This is a genomic window from Rhodoplanes elegans (assembly GCF_016653355.1).
Taxonomy (GTDB): Bacteria; Pseudomonadota; Alphaproteobacteria; order Rhizobiales; family Xanthobacteraceae; genus Rhodoplanes; species Rhodoplanes elegans.
In genome coordinates this window covers 1-19,902 of sequence record NZ_NHSK01000119.1, presented here as the reverse complement: position 1 = coordinate 19,902, position 19,902 = coordinate 1, and the positions used below count along the sequence as shown (strand labels likewise).

The window sequence follows — 19,902 nt, the reverse complement described above, 5'->3', positions numbered from 1 at the left end:
GATGGACGCGGGCACGACGATGCGCGCGTCGGCTCCGCCCAGCGGCCCGGACGATGCGGCCGCGAAAACCGCGGCGGCGTTGCGCATCCGCCGCTCGCATCTAGCCGAGGTCGAGGCGCTGCTCGGCGCTTGGCGGGGCAGCGTCGCGGCGTGCCGCGGCGAGCTCGCCGCCGTCGCGTCCCGCATCGACGCCGTCGAGGCACAGATCGGCCGCGTCAAGGCGAGCGCCGGCGCGGTGCTGGCCGGACTGGACCGCGGCGGACGCAGCTGAGGCCCTCGCCATCATGGCGAAGAAAGCCGACGCAGAAGCACGAAGGCGGAGCCGCGGCTCCGCCTTTTTCGTTTGATCGCATCGTGACGTCGCGTCATTCCGGGGCGCGGCGAAGCCGCGAACCCGGAATCCAGCGAGAAGCTCCACCTTTTCGGCTGGATTCCGGGTTCGGCGCGGTGCGCTGCCCCGGAATGACCGAGTCAAATCCCTCGCCTCCGCGAACGACGACCACCGACCGGTCGTGTCTCGGCGACTGCTACGGGATCCCTCCCCCGCCCTCCGGCGGCGTGTCTGTCGTCGCCGGCGACGGCGACGGTGCGGGCCGTCGCGGGAACAGCAGGCGCTGATACAGGAGGCCGATGCCGACCAGGACTAGGCCGAGGCCGATGAAGGACAAGGCGCGGAACATGCCGGTCAGTCCCGCCATGTCGTAGAGGAACACTTTTCCGACCGTCAGGGTCACCACGGCCGCGGAGGCGAGCCGGGCCGGCTGCGAGCGCAGCAGGATGCCGGCGAGCAAGAGCACGACGCCGAAGCCGAGCCAGGCGGCCGAATAGGTGTACTGCTCGAGATCGCCTGTCGGCCCGCTGGTCAGAACCGCGCCGTGATAGACGCGGCGGATTTCCAGGCTGAGCCACATCAGCGCGAGGCCGACCGCGGCCGTCGCGGCGACCGCCCGGTAGGCCATCGGCCGGGTATGGCGGGCGACGAGCGCCAGCGTCGCGGCCAGCACGGCCGGCACGCCGTAGCCGAGCAGGATCAGGTTGACGACCGGCCCGCCGACCGCGTCGCCGGTGATCAGCGGGTTCGCGACGACGACCAGCCCACCGACGATGCCAACGAGCGCCAGCACGGCCATCACCAGCGCGCCGAGATCGTGCACGATCGATCGGGTGCGCAGCCGCAGCCGTTCGAGCCCGATGGCCAGCGCCAGCCACGCCGCCACCTGGAGGCCGACCTCGGCGAGCGGGCGCCGCGGCACGGCGTAGACGTCGCCGCCCTGGACGAAATGGCGGATCTCCAGCGTGACCAGCAGCACCGTGAACAGGATCGCCAGCACGTCGACGGTGCGGGCCGCGGCGTCGTCGGCGCGCCGGCGCAGGAGATGCCCGGCGGTCCAGAAGGCGAGCGCCGGCACGCCGTAGCCCCACAGGAGCCAGTTGAGGATCGGCGTGTCGCCGACCGCATCGCCGACGATGCGCGGCTCCCAGCCGATGCGGGCGAGCACCACGAGCGACATCGCGGCAGCGAGCCAGCGCAGCGCCGGCAGCGGCCGGTGGCGCTCGACGAGCGCGATGCCCGGCACCGTCAGGGCGAGCGCGATGGTGAGGAAGCCCTTCTCCAGCGCCATGGTCAGCGCCAGCGCCAGCGCCGCGATGGTGCCGACCGCGAAGATCGCCTGCCCCGCCGCGAGGCCGGGCCGGTCCGGACGCCGCACCAGCGTCTCGGTCGCCACCGCGAAGAGCGCGGCGAGCAGCAGCGCGAGCCCGGCGAACGGGATCGACTGGTCGAAGCCGGCGATCCGCCAGTAGAGCGCGATCAGGATCGTCAGCGGCGTCGCGATCGCGCACCAGGCCCATATCTGCGGGATCACGGGCCGCTCGCTGCGGCCTTGAGCGAAGAAGCCGGAGACGCCGAACAGCGCCGCGAAGCCGAAGCCGGCGAGGAGATGCAGCGTGAATGAGGCGCGCACCGGCTCCGGCACGGCGCCCGCCACGGGTCCGGCCGGCGCGATCAGGCTGTCGAGCCGTGCCTCGGTCGCCCATTCGACCATCACCAGCACGGCGAGCACGGCCGCGACCGGCACGGCGCCGAGCGCCGCCGTGCTCCGCCAGGCGATCCCGACCGTGGCGACGACGAGCAGCACGAAGCCGGTTAGCGCGACGGAGTCGTGGCCGCTGACCATCGTCAAAAGCCCGGCCGGCACCAGCCAGGCGGCGAGCGAAAGCGAGGAGATCTCGTCGACCGTGTCGGGCTCGGCGGTCGGCCCGAACAGCAGGCCGGCGACGATCAGGGTGGCGGCGAGCGCGAAACCGACGACCATGTAGACGGCGTGCGGCACGGCCGTCGCGACCGCCGCCTCGGCGATGCCGGGCAGCGTCCAGGCGCTCGCGAAGCAGACCGCGGTCAGCGCCAGCCAGCGCCACAGGCGCGCCCGCGCCAGCGCATAGGCGGCCGCCGTGACGACGATCAGATAGAGGTACAGGGCCCAGAAGCTCGGCTCCTCGGTGGAGACGAGGAGCGGCGTCACATAGGCGCCGACCAGCCCGAGCCCGGCGAGCGCCGGGCCGTGCAGCAGCGCCGCCGCGAGCGTCGCCAGCGCGACGACGCCGAGCAGCAGGAAGGCGATGGGCGGCGCCAGGAAGCCGTAGAGCGCATAGGCGGCGTAGACGGTCGCATAGGCGACAGTGGTGCCGGCCGCCGTCAGGATGCTCGGCACATGCGCGCTGGGCACCGCGACGGCGCCGAGGCGCACCTCGTTGCGTCGCGTCCACTCGCCGGCGGCGACCAGCGCGGCGGCGAGCAGCGCGCCGAGCGTCACCCGCACGCCGGGACCGAGCAGGCCCTGCTCGATCGAGTAGCGGACCATGAAGATGCCGCCGAGCGCCAGCGCGACGCCGCCGATCCACACGACCCACTGGGTGCCGAAGCGTTCCTCGAAGCCGCGCTCGGGCTCCGGCGCGGACACCGGAGCGGGCGCCGATGCCGGAGGCGGCGCGACGGCGCCGGTCGCGGCGGCGGTCCGCACGGGCGGCACGGAGGACGGCGGAACAGGACGCGGGGGCACCGGCGGCACGGGCGTTTGGGGCGGCGCGGCGGCGGCCGCGGTCTCGTCGGGGGCCTTCGTCCCGGTCGCTTCGGGCGGCGACGGTGGCGACGGCTCGGCCACGGGCTCCGCGGCAGGCGCGCCCGCGTCCGGCCGCCAGTCCTCGCGGCGCACCGGCCTGACCGGCGGCTCGCTCCGCACCTCCTCGCGCAAGGCGATCATCTGCTGCTCGAGCCCGGCGAGCCGCGCCTTCAGCTCGGCGACGCGGCGCGTCTCGCTCCAGGCCAGGATGATCGCCGCGACGGCGGCCAAGAGCGCGAGCACTTCCATGTCGGCCTCTCTGCGTCTGCAACAGGGCAGCGGTATCGGAAGGAGGAACAGCCTACGCGGAAAGCGTTTGCGGCGGGTGAAGCACGACGGAGCAATCGAGCGGCACGACCGGCGGCGCCCTCGCCGGGCCGCATTCGCCGGCGCAGGATCGCGCATGTCGCGCGCCGATTTTCATCTGCTGACGACCTGGGACGTTCCGGCGGCGCCGGAGCGGGTCTGGGCCGAGCTGATGCGGCCGCAGGACTGGCCGGCGTGGTGGCCCGCCGTCATCCGGGCCGACGTGATCGATCCGGGCGAAGCCTCCGGCGTCGGCTCGCGCCTCCGCTTCGAGTGGAAGACGGCCCTGCCCTTCCGCATGGCCTTCGACATCCTCACCACCCGGGTCGAGCCGCTGGCGCTGATCGAGGGGCGTGCCTCCGGCACGCTCGACGGCACCGGCCGCTGGCGGCTCGCCGCGACGCGCGGCGGCACCCGCGTCACCTACGACTGGACCGTCACGGTCGCGGCGCCGGGCCTGCGTCTCGTCGCCCCGCTCGCGCGAAGAGCCTTCACCTGGAACCACGACGTGGTGATGCGCCAGGGCCACCAGGGCCTCGTCGCACGCCTGCGCCGGGGCTGAGCACGCGGCCACGCGCGCGACCGAACGAGGCTCGGGCATGGGCCGCCTCAGCCCCCCGCCGGACGCGACGGGCGCAGGCAGTCCGGAACGATCATGCACGGCGCACCGGCCGCGACGACCGGCGTTGCCGCAGCGAGCCGACGGGACGCGCCGAGCTCGGTCGAGACGAGCCCGCCGAGCACCAGGGCGAGGCCGGCGGCGGCGTAGGCGAGGCGTTCGAGCGGCGACATCGGCGCGGTCCGTTGCGGAGGTGTGGTGTTGTCGCGCCGGGCCGTCGTCGCGTTCGAGCCCTCGGCATCGCGATCGCCCGCGACGCCTGCGGTGGTTACCGCCGTCTTGCCGGTCGGCGGGTCGGCCCGAAGCGTGACGGCGCCGTTCCGAACCCGCGACGAACGCCGATTGTTGACGTGGCGCATGGCGCCGCCGCGGCACCGGCGCAGGCTTTTGGTGCCGGGCCGATGAGCCGCCCGACCGGCGCGTTCGAGGACATCTCCGTTCGAGGCCGTCCCTGTTCGAAGTGTTCTGCGTCGCGGTCGTCTGCTTCGAGGAGGCTCGCATGACCGTCCGTTCGCTCCCCCCGCTGCCGGCCGGCCCCGGCCGGACCTTGGCGATCGCCCTGGCGCTGGTGTTCCTCGCCTGCCTGATGCTCGGCCTGATGCTGCCGATGCGCGGCGCCCATGGCGGCGCCGACCCGGCCGGCACGCCGGCGGATGCCACGGCGCAACGGTGACGCGGGATCAGAATCCGGGAAACAGCGCCCGCAGCATGCGCCGGCGCGGCCGCGCCACGGCCGGCGACGCCCCGCCGTGATGCACCGTGAAGCAGCCGCGCATCCGGATGATGGTCCAGATCAGCGGGTTCCAGCCGAACCAGCTCCGCTCCACCTCGCCGGCGAGCAGGTCGGAGCGCACCTCGGGGGGCGGCCCGAACACCTCCGGCATGGCGCGCGACAGCTCGGGGTCGGACAGGATGCTCCACTTGGAATGGCCGCCCATCAGCGGCGAGCGCAGCCCGAAGACGACCCGGCCGACGCGCGATTCGCGGAGCGCGAAAGAGCACATCGCGCACGGCTCGACCGTCGTGTAGAGCGTGCAGCCGGCGAGGCTGCGGCGGCCGAGCACGCGACGCGCCTGCGCCATCGCGACGATCTCGGCGTGGCGGGTGACGTCCCGGTCCTGCCGCACAGCGTTGGTCGCTTCGGCGATCACCTCGTCGTCGCGGCAGACCACGCAGGCGAACGGCAGCTCGCGCCGGCCGCCGTCGCGGCCGAGCGCGATCGCCCGGCGCATCATCTGCTCGTCGCGTGCCGCGATCCGTCCCGCGTCCATGCCCGCCCTCGCCCGGACGGGATTGTGCGGAACGCGGCGCCCACAAACAAGCGGGCCGAAGGTCGACCTCCGGCCGCGACGGTGTCGCCCTCGACTATCGGTACCCGGCCGCCTCGAACACGGCCCGGCAATCCGGGCTCAGCCGGCTGACCCGGGCGGCCAGGCAGGCCGTGATCGCCTTGACGTTCGGGATCTCGCCGGCACACAGCCGGAACACGTCCGGCCGGCAGGCCCGCTGCTGGGCCGGCGTGCCGCGATACTCGCCCTGGGCGTTCGCCGTCGCGGCGCCGAGCCCGCCCAGCAGCAGCCCCACCGTCAGAACGCGCAGTCGTCGTGCCATCGGCCTTGGTCCCATCGGCCTCCTCCCGTCGCGAGGGTGCGACCGCCGGGGGGCCGGCGGTCCGATCGCGATTGGTGCCCGCGATGCGCATCCGGGTTCGAGGGCGCGTGTGCCGGCCGCCCGGCTAAACCGATGCGGCTACTCCCGTCCCGTGCGGCCAGGCGCGGCCTCCCGTCGCTGGACAGATGCGACGTTCGTCTATAAGTACTCCTCCCGATCAGGACCGGACGAGGCCGGGGCCCGACACGCCGTGTCGCATGGGCCGCATCGAACCGGGCCGATCGCAGACTGCTCCAAGGCCGGTGCTCCGGCGTATCGACCAGGAGCCGTCGTATCGAGGGACCGGAGGAGACCCCGCATGACCATGGAAGTCGAGACGATCGCCCGCCGCGCCACGACGCGCGACTGGTGCCCCGAGGCCGACACCCGCGACAGCATCCCGGCGCGCCGCAACGCGCTGGCCGGCCTGTGGGCCGGGCGCCTGATGCGGATGCGCGACGACACGCTGGCGATCTATGCGGCCGAGGTGCACGCCTCCGGCACGATGAACGGCAGCGAGGCGATCGTGCAGAAGCTCTGGTACGATCTCAACCGCGCCGGCGTGCCGATCTCGCGCGACGCCGTCGCGAGCAAGATCGGCGAACTGCACCGCGACGCCATGGGTCAGCTCAGCGCGACCGACTGACGGTCGATCGCGGCGGCTTGGTGATCACGCCGCTTTGTGATCACGAGCCGACGTGATCAGATCGCGCGATTCTCGTTCAACAAGGGGCGTGTCGTGACCATCGACCGTCGAGCCCTTCTCGGATCCGTCGTGGCGGCCGCCGCCACGGCCGGCGCAATGCCGGCCGCCCGCGCGACCGACCGCAGCCGCGCCAATGCGTGGACCCACAGCTTCGCCCGGCCCGAGGGCGAGCCGATCCGGCTCGCGGCACAGGCCGGCAAGCCGATCCTCGTCGTCAATACGGCGTCGCTGTGCGGATACACGCCGCAATATGCCGGGCTCGAGGCGCTGTGGAAGCGCTTCGGCGCCGCCGGCCTGCTCGTCGTCGGCGTCCCCTCGGACGACTTCGGCGGCCAGGAGCCCGGTGATCCGGCGAGCATCGATCACACGACGCATCGTTACGGCGTGACCTTCCCGATCGCGGCGAAGACGCGCGTGCGCGGCGCCGACGCGCATCCGTTCTACCGCTGGGCCGCGCTCGAGCGGCCGCTCGACACGCCGCGCTGGAACTTCCACAAGTACCTGATCGATCGCGACGGCCGCATCGCCGCGGCGTTCGGCACGCCGGTCGAGCCGACCGACACGCGGATCGTCACCGCGGTCGCGACGATGCTCGCCTGATCGGACGCTGATCACGTGATCAGATGACGTGAGATATCACGACGCCGTCGGCGTGCTCGCGGCGCGGCCGCGCCGCGACGAGCGCGGCGGAGATGGTCGGTGGCGTGGTGTCTGCACCTCCGGCCGCGCTCGCTGCGTCGGCCCTCTGCTCGCCGCGGGCGTCGGGTCGCGATGCTGCGGCGCAGTGGTCGGGCATCCGACGATCGCAACAAGAAATTCACCCATCGAGTCGCGATCGTCTTGACAAAACCCGGCATCGGCGCGACGATCTCATCGTCAGCTTCGAGATGGTTCCGGTCGATCCACTGATCCGAAGAACTGGTCGAAGCCGATGATGAGCCAGGCGGCTGACGCGCTGTTACCCAGCTCGTGAGCACCGGCGCAGAGAGCGGGAGGTGAAATGCCACCGGGCTCGCAAAGCCGCGTTAAACACTGATGGTCTTCGTTGGGATCTCGGTGAAGCGGCTACCCCCACAACGGATCAGGTCGGAAGCGGTCCCCTCGGGCTGCATCAGTGAGGCAAAGCCCACATAGACCGCTTCCGATCATCGCCTTCCTCTTCAGAATTTCCGGACACCGACCGAACGCTCCTGCCCCGCAGCGAGCGTTTTTTGTTGTTGTCAGATCGCTCGCGACCTTCGGGCGTCGTCCTGGACGCCTCTTCTCCGCTCACCTCGATGGTCCGACGTGATCAGATCGACGGGCACCGTGATCAGGCCACCGAACGCGCTCCTGATGCTCGCATGCGCGGACGACGACCTCCGAGAGGCTTTGCCTGGGAGCAGCTTTCGGCGGTGATGAATCGGAACCGACTTCGGCTCGTCCCCGTGAAGGCGCTACGGGATGCACACAACTCTGAAGCTCCGAAGTTTCAGTGAGAGGCAAACACGCCGGCCGCTCACTCCGACGTCGTCGCCGGGCTTGACCCGGCGATCCATCTCTCTGTGACCAAATGAATCTTGGTGAAGGTGATGGATGCGCGGGTCGGGCCCGCGCACGACGCTCTCATGCGTGGAACGCGATGTGTTCATCCCGTAGCGCAAAGGCGGGGACCCAGGGGCGCCACGACGTGTGACTCCGGATCCCCGCCTGCGGGGGGATGAGCGGAGTGTGGGTCGACTACAGCGGAAACTGCTTTAGCTCCCAACCAAGCGCTTAAGTGCGAGAGCGGGGACCCAGGGGCCGCATCACGGGTGTCCGCATGACGGGCGGCGAGGACGCGACCACGTCCGATCGTCCCCGGGGGCCTGGTTCGCGGCGCGCTGCGCCCGGGATTGGCGCCCGCCGAACGCCGCCGCGCGCGCTGGTTTGTGACCGCGGAAAGACCGCCAGTTTGGCGCGTCCCTGACGCGCGCCGTGCTGCGACACGATCGTCCGACAGTCGCCGCCGTGCTCGACAGGAGGGCGGGTTCCATCCTATTCGTGTCGTGCATCGATCACGCCGCGGACGCGCCTCGTTCATCACGAAATGCGATCCGGCCTGCCCGCAGGCGCAACCGGCCACAGAGGGTCCGAGCCGCCATGAAATCGATTCTCGTCCCCACCGAGCCCAACGATGCCATGTGGTCGACCCTGTCGACCGCGCTCACGGCCGCCAAGACCTTCGGCAGCCGGCTCGAAGGCTTCGCGGTGCGGGTCTCGGTGCCGACCGTCGTCGCCATGGACGTCGCTCCCTCCGCCTCGCTCGCCTTCTTCGAGGAGGAGAACGCCGAGGCTGCCCGCCAGTCGCGCGACCTGTTCGCCAAGTTCATGGCCGACCATGCGGTGCCGGCGGCGCCGCCGGCCGGCCAGCCGCGCGGGCCGCAGACCGCACCGAGCTGGGCCTGGCTCGACGACGCGCCGGAAGGCGACAATTTCGTCGGCCATTACGGCCGCATCTTCGACCTGATCGTGATGGGCCGGCCGAGCACCGACCCGCAGGGCCCGCACATGAGCACGTTCGAGGCGGGGCTGTTCGAGAGCGGCCGGCCGATCCTGCTCGCCCCGCCGAAGCCGTCGGCGACGGTCGGGCGCCACGTGCTGATCGCCTGGAACTGCTCGACCGAGCAGGCCCGCGCCACCGCCTTCGCGATGCCGTTCCTCGGCCGCGCCGACCAGGTGACGATCCTCACCGTCGAGGGCGCCGTGGTGCCGGGGCCGTCGGCCGAGCAGCTCGCCGCCAATCTCGCCCTGCACGGCATCAAGACGTCGCTCGCCTCGATCAAGGGCGGCGACAACCGCACCGCCGGTCCGATCATCCTGGACCACGCCCAGCGGGCCGGCTGCGACCTGATCGTCAAGGGCGCCTACACCCAGAGCCGCCTGCGCCAGATGATCTTCGGCGGCACCACCCGGCACATCCTCACCTATGCCGAGATCCCGGTGCTGACCGCACACTGAGCGCGGCCGGCTCACTGTCATTCCGGGGCGCGGCACCCGGATCGGCGCTTCGCGCCGTCCGGGCGCAGGCTCCGCCGCGAACCCGGAAACCAACGGCGACCTCGGCATTGCGGGCTGGATTCCGGTTTCGCGCTCCCGAGCGCCCCGGAATGACGGCTCACTGTGGAGCCTCGGGCCGCGTCAGCGCCAGCGGCGGTGCAGCCACAGCCACTGCTCGGGATGCTCGCGCACCCAGGCCTCGATCAGGCCGGTGACCTGCTGCATCGCGCCCTGCACCTCGATCCTGCCCTCGCCGTCGCGCGGCAGGTCGAGCGGGCCGACGAGCTCGAAGCGGAAGCGCTCGTCCGGCAGCCGCACGGCGCGCGCGCCGTAGACCGGGCAGTCGAACAGCCGGGCGAAGCGCGCCAGCATCGGGTTCACCTTGCAGGTGCGGTCGAAGAACGTCACGTCGATGCCGCGCGCATAGTGCTGGTCGACCAGCATGCCGGTGAAGCGCCCCTGGCGCAGCGACTCGCGGATACGCAGCGGCGTGTCGGGGCCGGCCGCGATCACGGTCATGCCGCCGGCCTCGCGGGCCCGGATCATCTCGCTGACGAACGGGCCGATGCGCGGTGCCCGGAACACCACCGAGATCGCCCGGTCGATCATCCGCGCACCGAGCGGGACGATCTCCCAGTTGGCGAGGTGCCCGGTGAAGAACAGCACCGGCCCGTCGGTCTCGCGCAGCCGCATCAGCGCGGCGTGCGAGGCGGCGTCGACCTCGATCCGGCCGATGCGCCGGGGCTCGCGCCAGTCGTAGTCCCACATCCGATGAAGATGCGCGTACTCGACGAACAGCCGGCCGAAATTGTCCCACATGCCGGCGAGCGTGCTTTCACGCTCGGCGTCGCTCATCTGCGGAAACACCATGGCGAGCTGCTCGCCGGCGACCCGGTGCCCCTTCAGGCGCGGGCCGATCTTGCGCATCAGCCAGCCGGCCGCGGCCGCCGTGCGGCGAAGATCGAAGCGGCCGAGGAGGCGCAGGAGCCCGACCCCGAGCCGGCCGACGCCGGTATCGACCCGGGCGAGCAGGCTCCGGTGCTCGCGCATCGGCAGGCCGGGCCGGGCCGCGGCGAGCCGCTCGGTGAGCGCGGCGACGAAGGGCAGATAGTCGGCCGAGCGGTCCTCGACGGACAGGAGGCCGGTGCGGTGCGCGGCCGAGAGCTTCACGGTGCCGCCGCGCCGGTAGAGCACGCAGGCCCAGTAGGACTTGGCCGAGCCGGGAATGCGCTCCTGATAGATCTTGGCTGCGGCCACGTCGGCGAAGGCGAGCCGGCCCGGCCGGCCGCGATCGTCCCAGGCCAGCGCATCGGGCTCCAGGCGAAACGTCTTCTCGGACGTGAGGGGATGCGCGCGGTACGCGTAGGTCAGGTCGGTCATGCGGCTCGGGTAATGGGACGCCGTCTCTTCTAAGGCGCCCGCCCCGACTCCGCCAACGTTTCGGCGAGCAGCCGTCGGCACGCCTCGAGCTCGCCCAGCACGACGCCGAGCTTTTCACGCTCGGCGGCCGAGAGCCCGGCCGGCGGCAACGGCACGGCCGCGGCGCGCACGACCACGGCCGGCGCGTCCGGCGCGTCGTCCGGCTCGTCGTTCGGCGGCTCCTGCGTGACCGGGCGGAGCGTCTCGCGCAGGCTCGCCGCCGCGACAGGCGGCGCAACGACCGGCGGGACGGCGGGCTGGGAGAACGGTGGCGCGAAAGGCGTGGCGGGCGGGGGCGCCGATGGCAGCGGCGCAGGCGGCGCCTCGCCGCGCGCCAGCGGCACGTGATTCGTTCGCTGCAGCAGCCGGCTCGCCGGGGCGGCCGGCGGACCGAAGGACGGCTCGCGGCGGCCGTAGGGGTCGGTGTCGAGATCCGGCTCCGGCGCCTCCGTGTCGTCGGGCGACGCCGCCGATTCGGCCCGCTCGCCCGGATCGAGCGCCGCGACCTCGGCGTCCTCGCCGTCGTGGTCGGCGCCTTCGATCTCGGTCCCGTCCAGCTCCGGCACGCGCTCGGGCTGCGGCGCGCCCTCCTGCCAGACGGTCTGGACGAAGCGCCCGCCCTGCTCGCGCAGGATGCGCTGGACGCCGCGGATCGTGTAGCCCTCGCCGTAGAGCAGATGGCGAATGCCGCGCAGAAGATCGACGTCGTCGGGACGATAATAGCGTCGCCCGCCGCCCCGCTTCATCGGGCGGACCTGCGGGAAACGGCTCTCCCAGAACCGCAGCACGTGCTGCGGCAGCGCGAGCTCCTCGGCGACCTCGCTGATGGTGCGGAATGCTTCCGGCGCCTTGTTCACGCCAGTCCCCCCACCCTGTCCGCGGTCACGGCTCCGCCGCGCCGTCGGTATTGATGCGCTGCTTGAGGATCGCGGACGGCTTGAACACCATCACGCGTCGCGGCGAGATCGGCACTTCCTTGCCGGTCTTCGGATTGCGCCCGATCCGCTGCCCCTTCTTGCGTACCACGAAGGAGCCGAAGGAGGAGAGCTTCACGGTCTCTCCCCGCTCCAGGCAGTCGGTGATCTCTTTGAGGACCAGCTCGACCAGAGCGGCCGATTCGGTGCGAGAAAGTCCCAACCTTTGATAAACGGCCTCGCAGAGGTCCGCCCGAGTTACAGTCTTCGCGCTCATCGTGGCCCCAGCGCCTACCCATAGACTTTTATATGTTACTGAATTTACAACGATATGAGCTTCGCCCGCCGGGGTCAACACCGCCCGTGCGACGCGGCAGAAGATTTGAATGGGATTTCTTTCGGGCGTGGCCGGGGCCGGAGACGGCCCACGCCCGGACGCGGCCGGAGGCGTCGCGCTACCAGCGGATCAGCACGGCGCCCCAGGTGAAGCCGCCGCCCATCGCCTCGATCATCACCAGGTCGCCCGGCTTGATGCGGCCGTCGTGGATCGCAGTGTCCAGCGCCAGCGGGATCGACGCGGCCGAGGTGTTGCCGTGCTGCGCGACGGTCGAGATCACCTTCTCGCTCGGGACGCCGAGCTTGTGGGCACAGCCGTCGATGATGCGCTGGTTGGCCTGGTGCGGCACGAACCAGTCGACCTCCTGGGCGGTCGTCCCGGTGGCGGCGAGCACGTCGGTGATGGCCCCGGTCATCATGCCGACGGCATGCCGGAACACCTCCTTGCCTTCCATCCGCAGGAAGCCTGCCGTGCCGGTCGTGGAGGGGCCGCCGTCGACGTAGAGCTTCTCCTTGTGGCGGCCGTCGGAGCGCAGCTTGGCGCCCAGCACGCCGCGATCGGCCGTGGTGCCGGCCTGCTCCTGCGCCTCCAGCACGATGGCGCCGGCGCCGTCGCCGAAGATCACGCAGGTGGTGCGGTCCTTCCAGTCGAGGATGCGCGAGAAGGTCTCCGAGCCGATCACCAGGGCGCGCTTGAAGTCGCCGGCGCGCAGCATCGAATCGGCCGTGGCGACGGCGAACACGAATCCCGAGCAGACCGCCTGCATGTCGAAGGCGGCGCCGCCCGTGATGCCGAGCCGCGCCTGCACGGCGACGGCGCTGGCCGGGAAGGTGTTGTCGGGCGTCGCGGTGGCCAGAACGATCAGGTCGATGTCCTGCGGCGCCATGCCGGCGGCCGCGAGCGCCCGCTCGGCCGCCTTCACGGCGAGGTCGGACGTGTGCTCGCCGGCGGCGGCGATGTGGCGCTGGCGGATGCCGGTGCGCTGGACGATCCAGTCGTCGCTGGTGTCGACCATGGCGGCGAGATCGTGGTTGGTGAGCATCCGGGCCGGAAGATAACTGCCGCAGCCGCGGACGACCGAACGGATGACTGTCACGACGCTACCTCTCCGGCGACCGCGGCGGGCGCCGACTGCCCGAGGGTCCGGCCGATCTTCGCGAGGAGCTCGTAGCGGGCCATGTCGTAGCCGAGATCGACGGCCGCCGCGAACCCTTCCGCGTCGGTGCCGCCGTGGCTCTTGATCACCACGCCGTTGAGTCCGAGGAAGACACCGCCGTTGACCTTGCGCGGGTCCATCTTGTCCTTGAGGGTCTTGAAGGCCTGCCGCGCGAACAGGTAGCCGATCTTGGCGGCCAGCGTGCGGCTCATCGCGCTTCGCAGATACGAGGCGAGCTGTTTAGCCGTCCCTTCGGCGGTCTTCAAGGCGATGTTGCCGGTGAAGCCCTCGGTCACCACCACGTCGACCGTGCCGGCGCCGATGTCGTCGCCCTCGACGAAGCCCTTGAAGTCGATCTGGCCGTAGGCGCCGTTGCGCAGCAGCTGGGCGGCCTCGCGGATCGCCTCCAGCCCCTTGACCTCTTCGACGCCGACATTGAGGAGGCCGACGCTCGGCCGGTCGAGATCGAACACCACGCTCGCCATCGCGCTGCCCATCACGGCGAGCTGGGCGAGATGCGGCGCGTCCGCCCCGATCGAGGCGCCGACGTCGAGCACGACCGATTCGCCGCGCAGTGTCGGCCACAGGCAGGCCAGCGCCGGCCGCGACACGCCCGGCATCATGCGCAGGTGGAACTTCGACATCGCCATCAGGGCGCCGGTGTTGCCGGCCGACACCACGACGTCGGCGTCGCCCTTCTTCACGGCGTCGATGGCGAGCCACATGGACGAGCGCCAGCGGCCATGGCGCAGCGCCTGGCTCGGCTTCTCGTCCATCTTGATCGCGACGTCGGTGTGGATCAGCCGCGACGCCGCCTTCAAGGCCGGCCGCGCATCGAGCAGCGGACCGACCACGGCCTCGTCGCCGTAGAGGATGAACCTGGTGTCCGGATGCCGGGTCAGGGCGATGTCGGCGCCGGCGATCGGCACCGCGGCCCCGTGGTCCCCTCCCATGGCGTCCAGCGCGATGCGAACCTTCTCAGACATGAACCGACGTTGCCGGCGGTGCGCAACCGCACCGGTGACCGGCCGACGCGGACCAGTCGCTGGGTTGAAGAGGCGGCGACAATACCGCGTTCGCTTCGCCTGACAATGGCTGAAATCACCGATACGGAGTTGCCCCTCGGCTCATCCACCGCCATCGCTGCCGCCGCCCGCGCCACCCTTCTCCTTGAGGGCGGCGAGCGCCGCGAACGGCCCGGGATCGCGCGGCCCGGTCTCGACGGTCCCGAAGGTCGCGCCGGGCTTGCGCGGATACGGATCGATGCCGAGCAGGACGAACTCGGTGGCGATCGCTCCGAGATCGACGGTGCCGCCGACGAGGCGCTCGGGCGGATCCTCGGCCTCCGGGTCGCGCGGCGGCCCCGGCTCCTCCTCGGGCGCGTCGGGGGTGAAGAGGAGGTCGACCTCCTCCTCGATCGCGCTCTCCATCGGCTCGAGCGTGACGACGCAAGTCTGTCCGGCGGTCGCCGAGACGGTGCCGCCGACATGCAGGCCGGAGCCGCGCCGGGTCACCTCGAACCGTGCGTCGAGCCGCGGCAGGCCGGTGAGCCCGCCGCGCCGGGCGATCGCCTCGCGCACCGGCGAGTCGGCCGACAGCGACACGACGAGACCGTCCTCCGGCACGTCGTCGAGGCGCACCGGCACGCTCCAGGGACGATCGGGATTCGGCATGGCGACACTCCTTCACGCGACGAGAATCGGTTCGACCGATCCGAACGATGTTGCGGGCAGGCCCTTTCGGCCGGCTTCCGGACCGGCTCGCCCGCCCGGCGGCGCTCCTCTTACGCCGCCCGGGCCGCTCCGTCACGCCGCGCCGCCCCGCCCCCGCGGCCGCATCGGGCCAGATATGGGCGGCAAACGCCCGATGTGCCACGATCGCGCCATAGAGGGCGACAATGGTGCGGCCGAACACTGGGGACAGGGTGGCCAGGGACCTCGGGGCGGTCCCGGCCGGTGCCGGCGGACGGGTCGCGACCAGACGGGTCGTGGCCGGGCCGGACGGCCGCCGCCGATTGGGGGTAAGACGTGCGTCAAGCGACGAGCGAAGGTCCGACGACCGCAGCGGCGAATCCTGGGCGACGCCAGGGGCGCCGGACCGCCCGCGGCGCGGCCGCCGCCGTGCTCGCGCTCGGGCTGCTGCTCGGCGGCTGCATCACCCAGACCTACCAGCGCGGCTACATCGTTCCCGAGGGCGCGCTCGAGCAGATCCCGCTCGGCGCCTCCCAAGAACAGGTGCTGATCGTGCTCGGCACCCCATCGACCGTCGCCACCGTCTCGGGCGAGGTCTTCTACTACATCTCGCAGCGCGCCGAGCAGACCTCCTTCCTGCCGCAGAACGAGGTCGACCGCCGCGTCGTCGCCGTCTATTTCGACAAGAACCGCAAGGTCGAGCGCCTCGCCAACTACGGCATCAAGGACGGCCGCGTGTTCGACTTCGTCAGCCGCACCACCCCGACCGCCGGCCAGGAGCTCAACTATCTGAGCTACGCCCTCAAGGCGCTGAAGTGGTGGTGAGCCGGGCCTGACCGCGGCGTCGGTTCAGGCCGACGCCGGGCGGGCGAGCGACGCCCGACCCTGACGCCTGCCCGCCCGCGACCCTTCGGTCTGTCACGCTTCGCTCCGGCCGCCCGTCCGATCCTCAGACGGCCGGCCGCACCACGTCCTCGTGCGCCAGCTCCCAGCGATCGGGCGAGCGCCACAGGCGCGAGCGCAGAAGCTCACGCTCGAAGATGAACTCCTTGGGCAGCCGGTCGAAGAACTTGTCGAACTGCTCCTCGTGGGCATGCGCCTCCTTGGCGCCCTCCTCGCGGCCGACCGCCATCAGCGCGTAGAAGGTGTCGGCCGGATAGTCGAGGCCCGTCCACTCGAGGTCCTCGTGGCGCGGCATCCAGCCGATCGGGCTCTCGACCGCGTAGCCGCGGCCGTGCAGGCGGTCGACGATCCACTTCAGCACCCGCATGTTCTCGCCGAAGCCGGGCCACAGGAACTTGCCGTTCTCGTCCTTGCGGAACCAGTTGACCCGGAAGATGCGCGGCGGGTTCGGCACCTTGCGCCCGACATTGAGCCAGTGGCCGAAATAGTCGGCCATGTTGTATCCGCAGAACGGCAGCATCGCCATCGGATCGCGCCGCATCGCCGCCTGGCCGATCGCCGCCGCGGTGCCCTCCGAGCCCATGGTGGCAGCGAGATAAACGCCGTGGCTCCAGTTGAACGCCTGGAACACCAGCGGCATCTCCTTGCTCATCCGGCCACCGAAGACGAAGCCGCTGATCGGCACGCCGGCCGGATCCTCCCAGGCCGGATCGATCGACGGGCACTGGCCGGCCGGCGCCGTGAAGCGCGCGTTCGGATGCGCGGCGGGGCGGCCGCAGCCCGGCGTCCAGTCCTCACCCTTCCAGTCGATCAGATGGGCCGGCGGCTGGTCGGTCATGCCCTCCCACCAGACGTCGCCGTCGTCGGTCAGCGCGCAGTTGGTGAAGATCGTGTTCTTCTCGATCGTCTTCATCGCGTTCGGGTTCGACTTGGTGTTGGTGCCCGGCGCGACGCCGAAGAATCCCGATTCCGGATTGATGGCCCGCAGCGTGCCGTCCGGGCCCTTCTTGATCCAGGCGATGTCGTCGCCCACGGTGAGCACCTTCCAGCCGTCGAAGGCCGCCGGCGGCACCAGCATGGCGAGGTTGGTCTTGCCGCAGGCGCTCGGGAACGCGGCGCCCAAATAGGTCTTCTCGCCGCTCGGCGCCTGGATGCCCATGATCAGCATGTGCTCGGCGAGCCAGCCCTCGTCGCGCGCCATCACCGAGGCGATGCGCAGCGCCAGGCACTTCTTCCCGAGCAGCGCGTTGCCGCCGTAACCCGAGCCGTAGGACCAGATCTCGTAGGTCTCCGGGAAGTGCACGATGTACTTGCGATTGATGTCGCCGTCGCAGGGCCACGGCACGTCCTGTTGGCCGGGCGACAGCGGCGCGCCGACCGAGTGCATGCACGGGATGAAGGAGCCGTCGGGGCCGAGTGCGTCGAGCACGGCCGTGCCCATGCGGGTCATGATCCGCATGTTGACCACGACATAGGGGCTGTCGGTGATCTGCACGCCGATCTTGGCGATCGGCGAGCCGATCGGGCCCATGCTGAACGGGATGACGTACATGGTCCGGCCGGCCATGCAGCCGTCGAACAGGCCGCGCAGGGTCGCCCGCATCTCCGCCGGCGGCTTCCAGTTGTTGGTCGGACCGGCGTCGTCGCGATTGATCGAGCAGATGAAGGTGCGGTCCTCGACCCGGCCGACGTCGGACGGGTGGGAGCGGGCCAGGAACGAGTTCGGACGCTTGGCGGGATCGAGGCGGATGAAGGTGCCGGCCGCGACCATCATGTCGCACAGGCGGTCGTACTCCTCCTGCGAGCCGTCGACCCAGACCACCTGATCGGGCTTGCACAAGGCCGCCATCTCGTCGACCCAGGTACGCAGCTTGGCATTGACTGTCGAGCCGGTCACGACGGCATCCATCGAAATCTCCCTGCGGGCTCCCGGCAGATCGTCCCGCCGGTCGAGCAACCGACGGCATTGTGCCGGCACAGGGCGCCCGTATCATTGACTTTTGTCTAGGACAGAACGATTTCGATTATTACTATACATCGGATCCGGCCGAGATAGACTGCTCGTTCCGATCCGTTACATTCAGTATACGCTGCCCTTATCCAAGATCGAAACAGTACATTTGCCGCGCCGCCGCAGACTAGCCGGCTCGGCGGGCATGAATTGGTCGGCGTCGCAACGGTTGGCTTGCTTACTTTATGCTTGCCCCGCCCTCCGGCGACGCTGCGGCGACTGACCGGTCGGGGCTTGCCGGTCGGCGCCGCCCGGCTGTACTCAGGAGCGGTCCGATGATCATTCAAGAAGACGACAAAGGCCTGGGGTTCCTGCTCGGCGACGCCGCACGGTTGCTCCGTAAGGTGATCGATCGCCGCCTGCAGCCGTTCGGCCTGACGCGCGCCCAATGGGCCGTGCTGGCGATGCTGGTCCGGCGGGACGGCCTGTCGCAGTCGGAGCTCGCCGACGCGCTGGAGATCGAGAAGTCGACGGTCGGCCGGCTGATCGACCACGTCGAGGCGAGCGGCCTCGTCGAGCGCCGACCGATGGCGAGCGACCGGCGACTCTGGCGCGTGCACCTGACCGAGCGGGCGCGGCCGCTGATCGCGCAGGTGACCGAGGTGATCCTGGCGACCCGGACCGAGATGCTCGACGGGCTCACGGCCGACCAGCAGCACCGGCTGAGCGACGGTCTCGCCGCCATCAAGGCGAACCTCTCGGCCGCGCTCGAGGCGGACCCGCAGAAGCGCCCCGTGCCGCTGAGCGAGACCGTCCAGACCTAGACGCCGACCCGGTCGGGTGCCGCCTCCCGGAGGTCGGCGTACTGGGCGCGACCGTGCCCCATCGACCAGTTCTCCGGCAGGACCTCCACGAGGTTGATGAACACGTCCTCGGGCCGCAGCCCGGGCTTGTCGCCGAGGCGCTCGACGATCCGGCGGAACAGGGCGCGCTTCTGGGCAAGCGTGCGCGTGTTGCTGACGGTGAGCTGGATCAGCACCAGATCGTCGCTGCGGGGGACGCCCAGGTAGTGGGCGCCATAGACGAAGTCGTCGTCGTCGTGCTCGCTGATCACCATGAAGCGGTCATCCTCGGGCACGTCGAAGGTCTCGCGCATCGCCTCGTAGAGCCCTTCCAGGATGGCGCGTCGATAGGCGGCGGTCTTGCCCCGGCGCAGGGACACGCGGGTCAGTGGCATCGGTGATCTCCCTCGGGTTGGTGCCGAACACGCCCGAACCTAGCGCCGCGCTTTCCATTTCAGAATGCCATGGTACGTTGTATCTATGATTTCGATTTGAAATGACGCCTTTCCGAGACGATGCCATGACCCTCGATGTCGACGCGGTCCGGGCCTTCGTGCTGGCGGCGGAGCTGAAGAGCTTCACCCGCGCGGCCGAGGCGCTGGACACCACCCAGTCCGCCGTCAGCCTGAAGATCCGCCGGCTGGAGGAGCGACTCGGCCGTCGTCTCCTGGAGCGCACGCCGCGGCTGGTGCGGCTGTCGGCCGACGGCCAGGCCTTCCTGGAGCCGGCCCGCAGCCTGGTCGCCGCCCATGCGAGTGCCGTCGAGGCGTTCGCGCCGGCGCGCCGGCGGCTCGTCGTCGGCGTCAGCCATCACGTCATCGGCCCCGGGCTGCCCGCCCTGCTCCGCCGCATGGGCACGGCGGCGCCGAACGTCGTGCTGGAGCTGCGGATCGCCTCCTCGGCCGACGCGCTGATCGAGCTCGACCGCGGCGCGCTCGACGCCGCCGTGGTGCTGCAGCACGACGACGGCCGGCGCGGCGGCGAGGTGCTGCTCACCGACGCGTTCGGCTGGATGGGCGCGCCGGACTTCGTGCATCGCGACGGCGAGCCGCTGCGGCTCGCCACCCAGTCGGAGCCGTGCAGCGTCCGGGTGATGGCCGTGCGGGCGCTCGACGCCGCCGGCATGTCGGTCGACGACATCGACATCGTGATGTGCACGCATCTGCACACCGATCACGTCGGCTGGAACACGCGGCGCGACAATGACCGCTGGGTGCCGACCTTCCCGAACGCGCGCTATCTGTTCGCGCAACGCGAATATGATTACTGGG

Annotated in this window: 21 protein-coding genes; 9 read left to right on the top strand and 12 right to left on the bottom strand. The window is 71.0% G+C overall.

The annotated features are described in order from the left end of the window. The first annotated feature begins 1 nt into the window (after position 1). Complete coding sequence (locus CCR97_RS15765; protein WP_111357583.1) at positions 2-271, top strand: hypothetical protein; 270 nt, start codon at positions 2-4, stop codon at positions 269-271. A gap of 256 nt (positions 272-527) precedes the next feature. Here the strand turns inward: CCR97_RS15765 and CCR97_RS15760 are convergent, their stop codons facing one another. After that, positions 528-3,368 (bottom strand): DUF2339 domain-containing protein, encoded by a 2,841-nt coding sequence (locus CCR97_RS15760; RefSeq protein ID WP_201159633.1) that lies wholly within the window; start codon positions 3,366-3,368, stop codon positions 528-530. A gap of 154 nt (positions 3,369-3,522) precedes the next feature. Here CCR97_RS15760 and CCR97_RS15755 point away from each other — a divergent pair, with 154 nt between their 5' ends. Then, a complete protein-coding gene (locus tag CCR97_RS15755) occupies positions 3,523-3,987 on the top strand; it encodes an SRPBCC family protein (protein ID WP_201159632.1) in 465 nt (154 codons plus the stop codon). A 47-nt stretch (positions 3,988-4,034) separates the two neighbouring features. Here the strand turns inward: CCR97_RS15755 and CCR97_RS15750 are convergent, their stop codons facing one another. Then, the gene (locus CCR97_RS15750; RefSeq protein WP_146618729.1) at positions 4,035-4,217 is read right to left on the bottom strand and encodes a hypothetical protein; all 183 of its coding nucleotides are present in this window, start codon (positions 4,215-4,217) and stop codon (positions 4,035-4,037) included. 326 nt (positions 4,218-4,543) lie between these two features. Here CCR97_RS15750 and CCR97_RS15745 point away from each other — a divergent pair, with 326 nt between their 5' ends. Then, positions 4,544-4,717: a hypothetical protein gene (locus tag CCR97_RS15745; RefSeq protein WP_170145802.1), complete on the top strand. Its 174-nt coding sequence runs from the start codon at positions 4,544-4,546 to the stop codon at positions 4,715-4,717. Positions 4,718-4,724: 7 nt separating this feature from the next. Here the strand turns inward: CCR97_RS15745 and CCR97_RS15740 are convergent, their stop codons facing one another. Next, complete coding sequence (locus CCR97_RS15740) at positions 4,725-5,315, bottom strand: nucleoside deaminase (RefSeq protein WP_111356984.1); 591 nt, start codon at positions 5,313-5,315, stop codon at positions 4,725-4,727. Between the two features lie 94 nt (positions 5,316-5,409). Continuing rightward, positions 5,410-5,655, bottom strand: a complete 246-nt coding sequence (locus CCR97_RS15735) for a hypothetical protein (RefSeq protein WP_111356983.1) — start codon at positions 5,653-5,655, stop codon at positions 5,410-5,412. A 358-nt stretch (positions 5,656-6,013) separates the two neighbouring features. On the opposite strand from CCR97_RS15735, the gene CCR97_RS15730 reads away from it, so the two are divergent. From CCR97_RS15730 to CCR97_RS15720, 3 genes are all read left to right on the top strand, one after another. Then, positions 6,014-6,340, top strand: coding sequence for an ATPase inhibitor subunit zeta (locus tag CCR97_RS15730; protein ID WP_111356982.1), 327 nt, complete (start codon positions 6,014-6,016; stop codon positions 6,338-6,340). 156 nt (positions 6,341-6,496) lie between these two features. Continuing rightward, complete coding sequence (locus CCR97_RS15725) at positions 6,497-7,000, top strand: glutathione peroxidase (RefSeq protein WP_111356987.1); 504 nt, start codon at positions 6,497-6,499, stop codon at positions 6,998-7,000. A 1,521-nt stretch (positions 7,001-8,521) separates the two neighbouring features. Then, on the top strand, positions 8,522-9,379 hold the full coding sequence (locus tag CCR97_RS15720) for a universal stress protein (RefSeq protein ID WP_111356981.1): 858 nt from the start codon (positions 8,522-8,524) through the stop codon (positions 9,377-9,379). 180 nt (positions 9,380-9,559) lie between these two features. On the opposite strand, the gene CCR97_RS15715 is transcribed toward CCR97_RS15720, so the two are convergent. From CCR97_RS15715 to CCR97_RS15690, 6 genes are all read right to left on the bottom strand, one after another. Continuing rightward, positions 9,560-10,798, bottom strand: a complete 1,239-nt coding sequence (locus tag CCR97_RS15715) for a lipid A biosynthesis lauroyl acyltransferase (RefSeq protein ID WP_111356980.1) — start codon at positions 10,796-10,798, stop codon at positions 9,560-9,562. Positions 10,799-10,827: 29 nt separating this feature from the next. Next, positions 10,828-11,694 (bottom strand): MerR family transcriptional regulator, encoded by an 867-nt coding sequence (locus tag CCR97_RS32315; RefSeq protein ID WP_338049088.1) that lies wholly within the window; start codon positions 11,692-11,694, stop codon positions 10,828-10,830. A 25-nt stretch (positions 11,695-11,719) separates the two neighbouring features. Then, positions 11,720-12,028, bottom strand: coding sequence for an integration host factor subunit alpha (locus tag CCR97_RS15705; protein ID WP_111356979.1), 309 nt, complete (start codon positions 12,026-12,028; stop codon positions 11,720-11,722). A gap of 178 nt (positions 12,029-12,206) precedes the next feature. Next, a complete protein-coding gene (locus CCR97_RS15700) occupies positions 12,207-13,184 on the bottom strand; it encodes a beta-ketoacyl-ACP synthase III (RefSeq protein WP_111356978.1) in 978 nt (325 codons plus the stop codon). Beyond that, on the bottom strand, positions 13,181-14,230 hold the full coding sequence (gene plsX / locus CCR97_RS15695; RefSeq protein ID WP_111356977.1) for a phosphate acyltransferase PlsX: 1,050 nt from the start codon (positions 14,228-14,230) through the stop codon (positions 13,181-13,183). The genes CCR97_RS15700 and plsX overlap by 4 nt, the downstream gene beginning before the upstream one ends. Before the next feature lie 141 nt (positions 14,231-14,371). Beyond that, a complete protein-coding gene (locus CCR97_RS15690; protein ID WP_111356976.1) occupies positions 14,372-14,917 on the bottom strand; it encodes a YceD family protein in 546 nt (181 codons plus the stop codon). A gap of 354 nt (positions 14,918-15,271) precedes the next feature. Here CCR97_RS15690 and CCR97_RS15685 point away from each other — a divergent pair, with 354 nt between their 5' ends. Further along, entirely contained in the window at positions 15,272-15,760 is a 489-nt protein-coding gene (locus CCR97_RS15685) for an outer membrane protein assembly factor BamE (RefSeq protein WP_111356975.1), read from the top strand. Positions 15,761-15,884: 124 nt separating this feature from the next. Here CCR97_RS15685 and CCR97_RS15680 read toward each other — a convergent pair whose 3' ends face one another. Next, entirely contained in the window at positions 15,885-17,747 is a 1,863-nt protein-coding gene (locus CCR97_RS15680; RefSeq protein ID WP_111356974.1) for a phosphoenolpyruvate carboxykinase (GTP), read from the bottom strand. Positions 17,748-18,124: 377 nt separating this feature from the next. On the opposite strand from CCR97_RS15680, the gene CCR97_RS15675 reads away from it, so the two are divergent. Beyond that, a complete protein-coding gene (locus CCR97_RS15675) occupies positions 18,125-18,613 on the top strand; it encodes a MarR family winged helix-turn-helix transcriptional regulator (RefSeq protein ID WP_111356973.1) in 489 nt (162 codons plus the stop codon). Here CCR97_RS15675 and CCR97_RS15670 read toward each other — a convergent pair. Continuing rightward, positions 18,610-19,026, bottom strand: a complete 417-nt coding sequence (locus CCR97_RS15670; protein WP_111356972.1) for a tautomerase family protein — start codon at positions 19,024-19,026, stop codon at positions 18,610-18,612. The two genes, CCR97_RS15675 and CCR97_RS15670, sit on opposite strands and share 4 nt — an antisense overlap. Before the next feature lie 125 nt (positions 19,027-19,151). Between CCR97_RS15670 and CCR97_RS15665 the strand changes: the two genes are divergently transcribed. After that, positions 19,152-19,902, top strand: a 751-nt coding sequence (locus CCR97_RS15665; protein WP_244670479.1) for a LysR family transcriptional regulator, incomplete at its 3' end; no start/stop codon positions are given.

Bases quoted from the DNA above. Each gene is read 5' to 3' on its own strand.
- CCR97_RS15765 (WP_111357583.1), top strand. From the start codon at position 2: ATGGACGCGGGCACGACGATGCGCGCGTCGGCTCCGCCCAGCGGCCCG.
- CCR97_RS15760 (WP_201159633.1), bottom strand. From the start codon at position 3,368: ATGGAAGTGCTCGCGCTCTTGGCCGCCGTCGCGGCGATCATCCTGGCC.
- CCR97_RS15755 (WP_201159632.1), top strand. From the start codon at position 3,523: ATGTCGCGCGCCGATTTTCATCTGCTGACGACCTGGGACGTTCCGGCG.
- CCR97_RS15750 (WP_146618729.1), bottom strand. From the start codon at position 4,217: ATGTCGCCGCTCGAACGCCTCGCCTACGCCGCCGCCGGCCTCGCCCTG.
- CCR97_RS15745 (WP_170145802.1), top strand. From the start codon at position 4,544: ATGACCGTCCGTTCGCTCCCCCCGCTGCCGGCCGGCCCCGGCCGGACC.
- CCR97_RS15740 (WP_111356984.1), bottom strand. From the start codon at position 5,315: ATGGACGCGGGACGGATCGCGGCACGCGACGAGCAGATGATGCGCCGG.
- CCR97_RS15735 (WP_111356983.1), bottom strand. From the start codon at position 5,655: ATGGCACGACGACTGCGCGTTCTGACGGTGGGGCTGCTGCTGGGCGGG.
- CCR97_RS15730 (WP_111356982.1), top strand. From the start codon at position 6,014: ATGACCATGGAAGTCGAGACGATCGCCCGCCGCGCCACGACGCGCGAC.
- CCR97_RS15725 (WP_111356987.1), top strand. From the start codon at position 6,497: ATGCCGGCCGCCCGCGCGACCGACCGCAGCCGCGCCAATGCGTGGACC.
- CCR97_RS15720 (WP_111356981.1), top strand. From the start codon at position 8,522: ATGAAATCGATTCTCGTCCCCACCGAGCCCAACGATGCCATGTGGTCG.
- CCR97_RS15715 (WP_111356980.1), bottom strand. From the start codon at position 10,798: ATGACCGACCTGACCTACGCGTACCGCGCGCATCCCCTCACGTCCGAG.
- CCR97_RS15705 (WP_111356979.1), bottom strand. From the start codon at position 12,028: ATGAGCGCGAAGACTGTAACTCGGGCGGACCTCTGCGAGGCCGTTTAT.
- plsX (WP_111356977.1), bottom strand. From the start codon at position 14,230: ATGTCTGAGAAGGTTCGCATCGCGCTGGACGCCATGGGAGGGGACCAC.
- CCR97_RS15690 (WP_111356976.1), bottom strand. From the start codon at position 14,917: ATGCCGAATCCCGATCGTCCCTGGAGCGTGCCGGTGCGCCTCGACGAC.
- CCR97_RS15680 (WP_111356974.1), bottom strand. From the start codon at position 17,747: ATGGATGCCGTCGTGACCGGCTCGACAGTCAATGCCAAGCTGCGTACC.
- CCR97_RS15675 (WP_111356973.1), top strand. From the start codon at position 18,125: ATGATCATTCAAGAAGACGACAAAGGCCTGGGGTTCCTGCTCGGCGAC.
- CCR97_RS15670 (WP_111356972.1), bottom strand. From the start codon at position 19,026: ATGCCACTGACCCGCGTGTCCCTGCGCCGGGGCAAGACCGCCGCCTAT.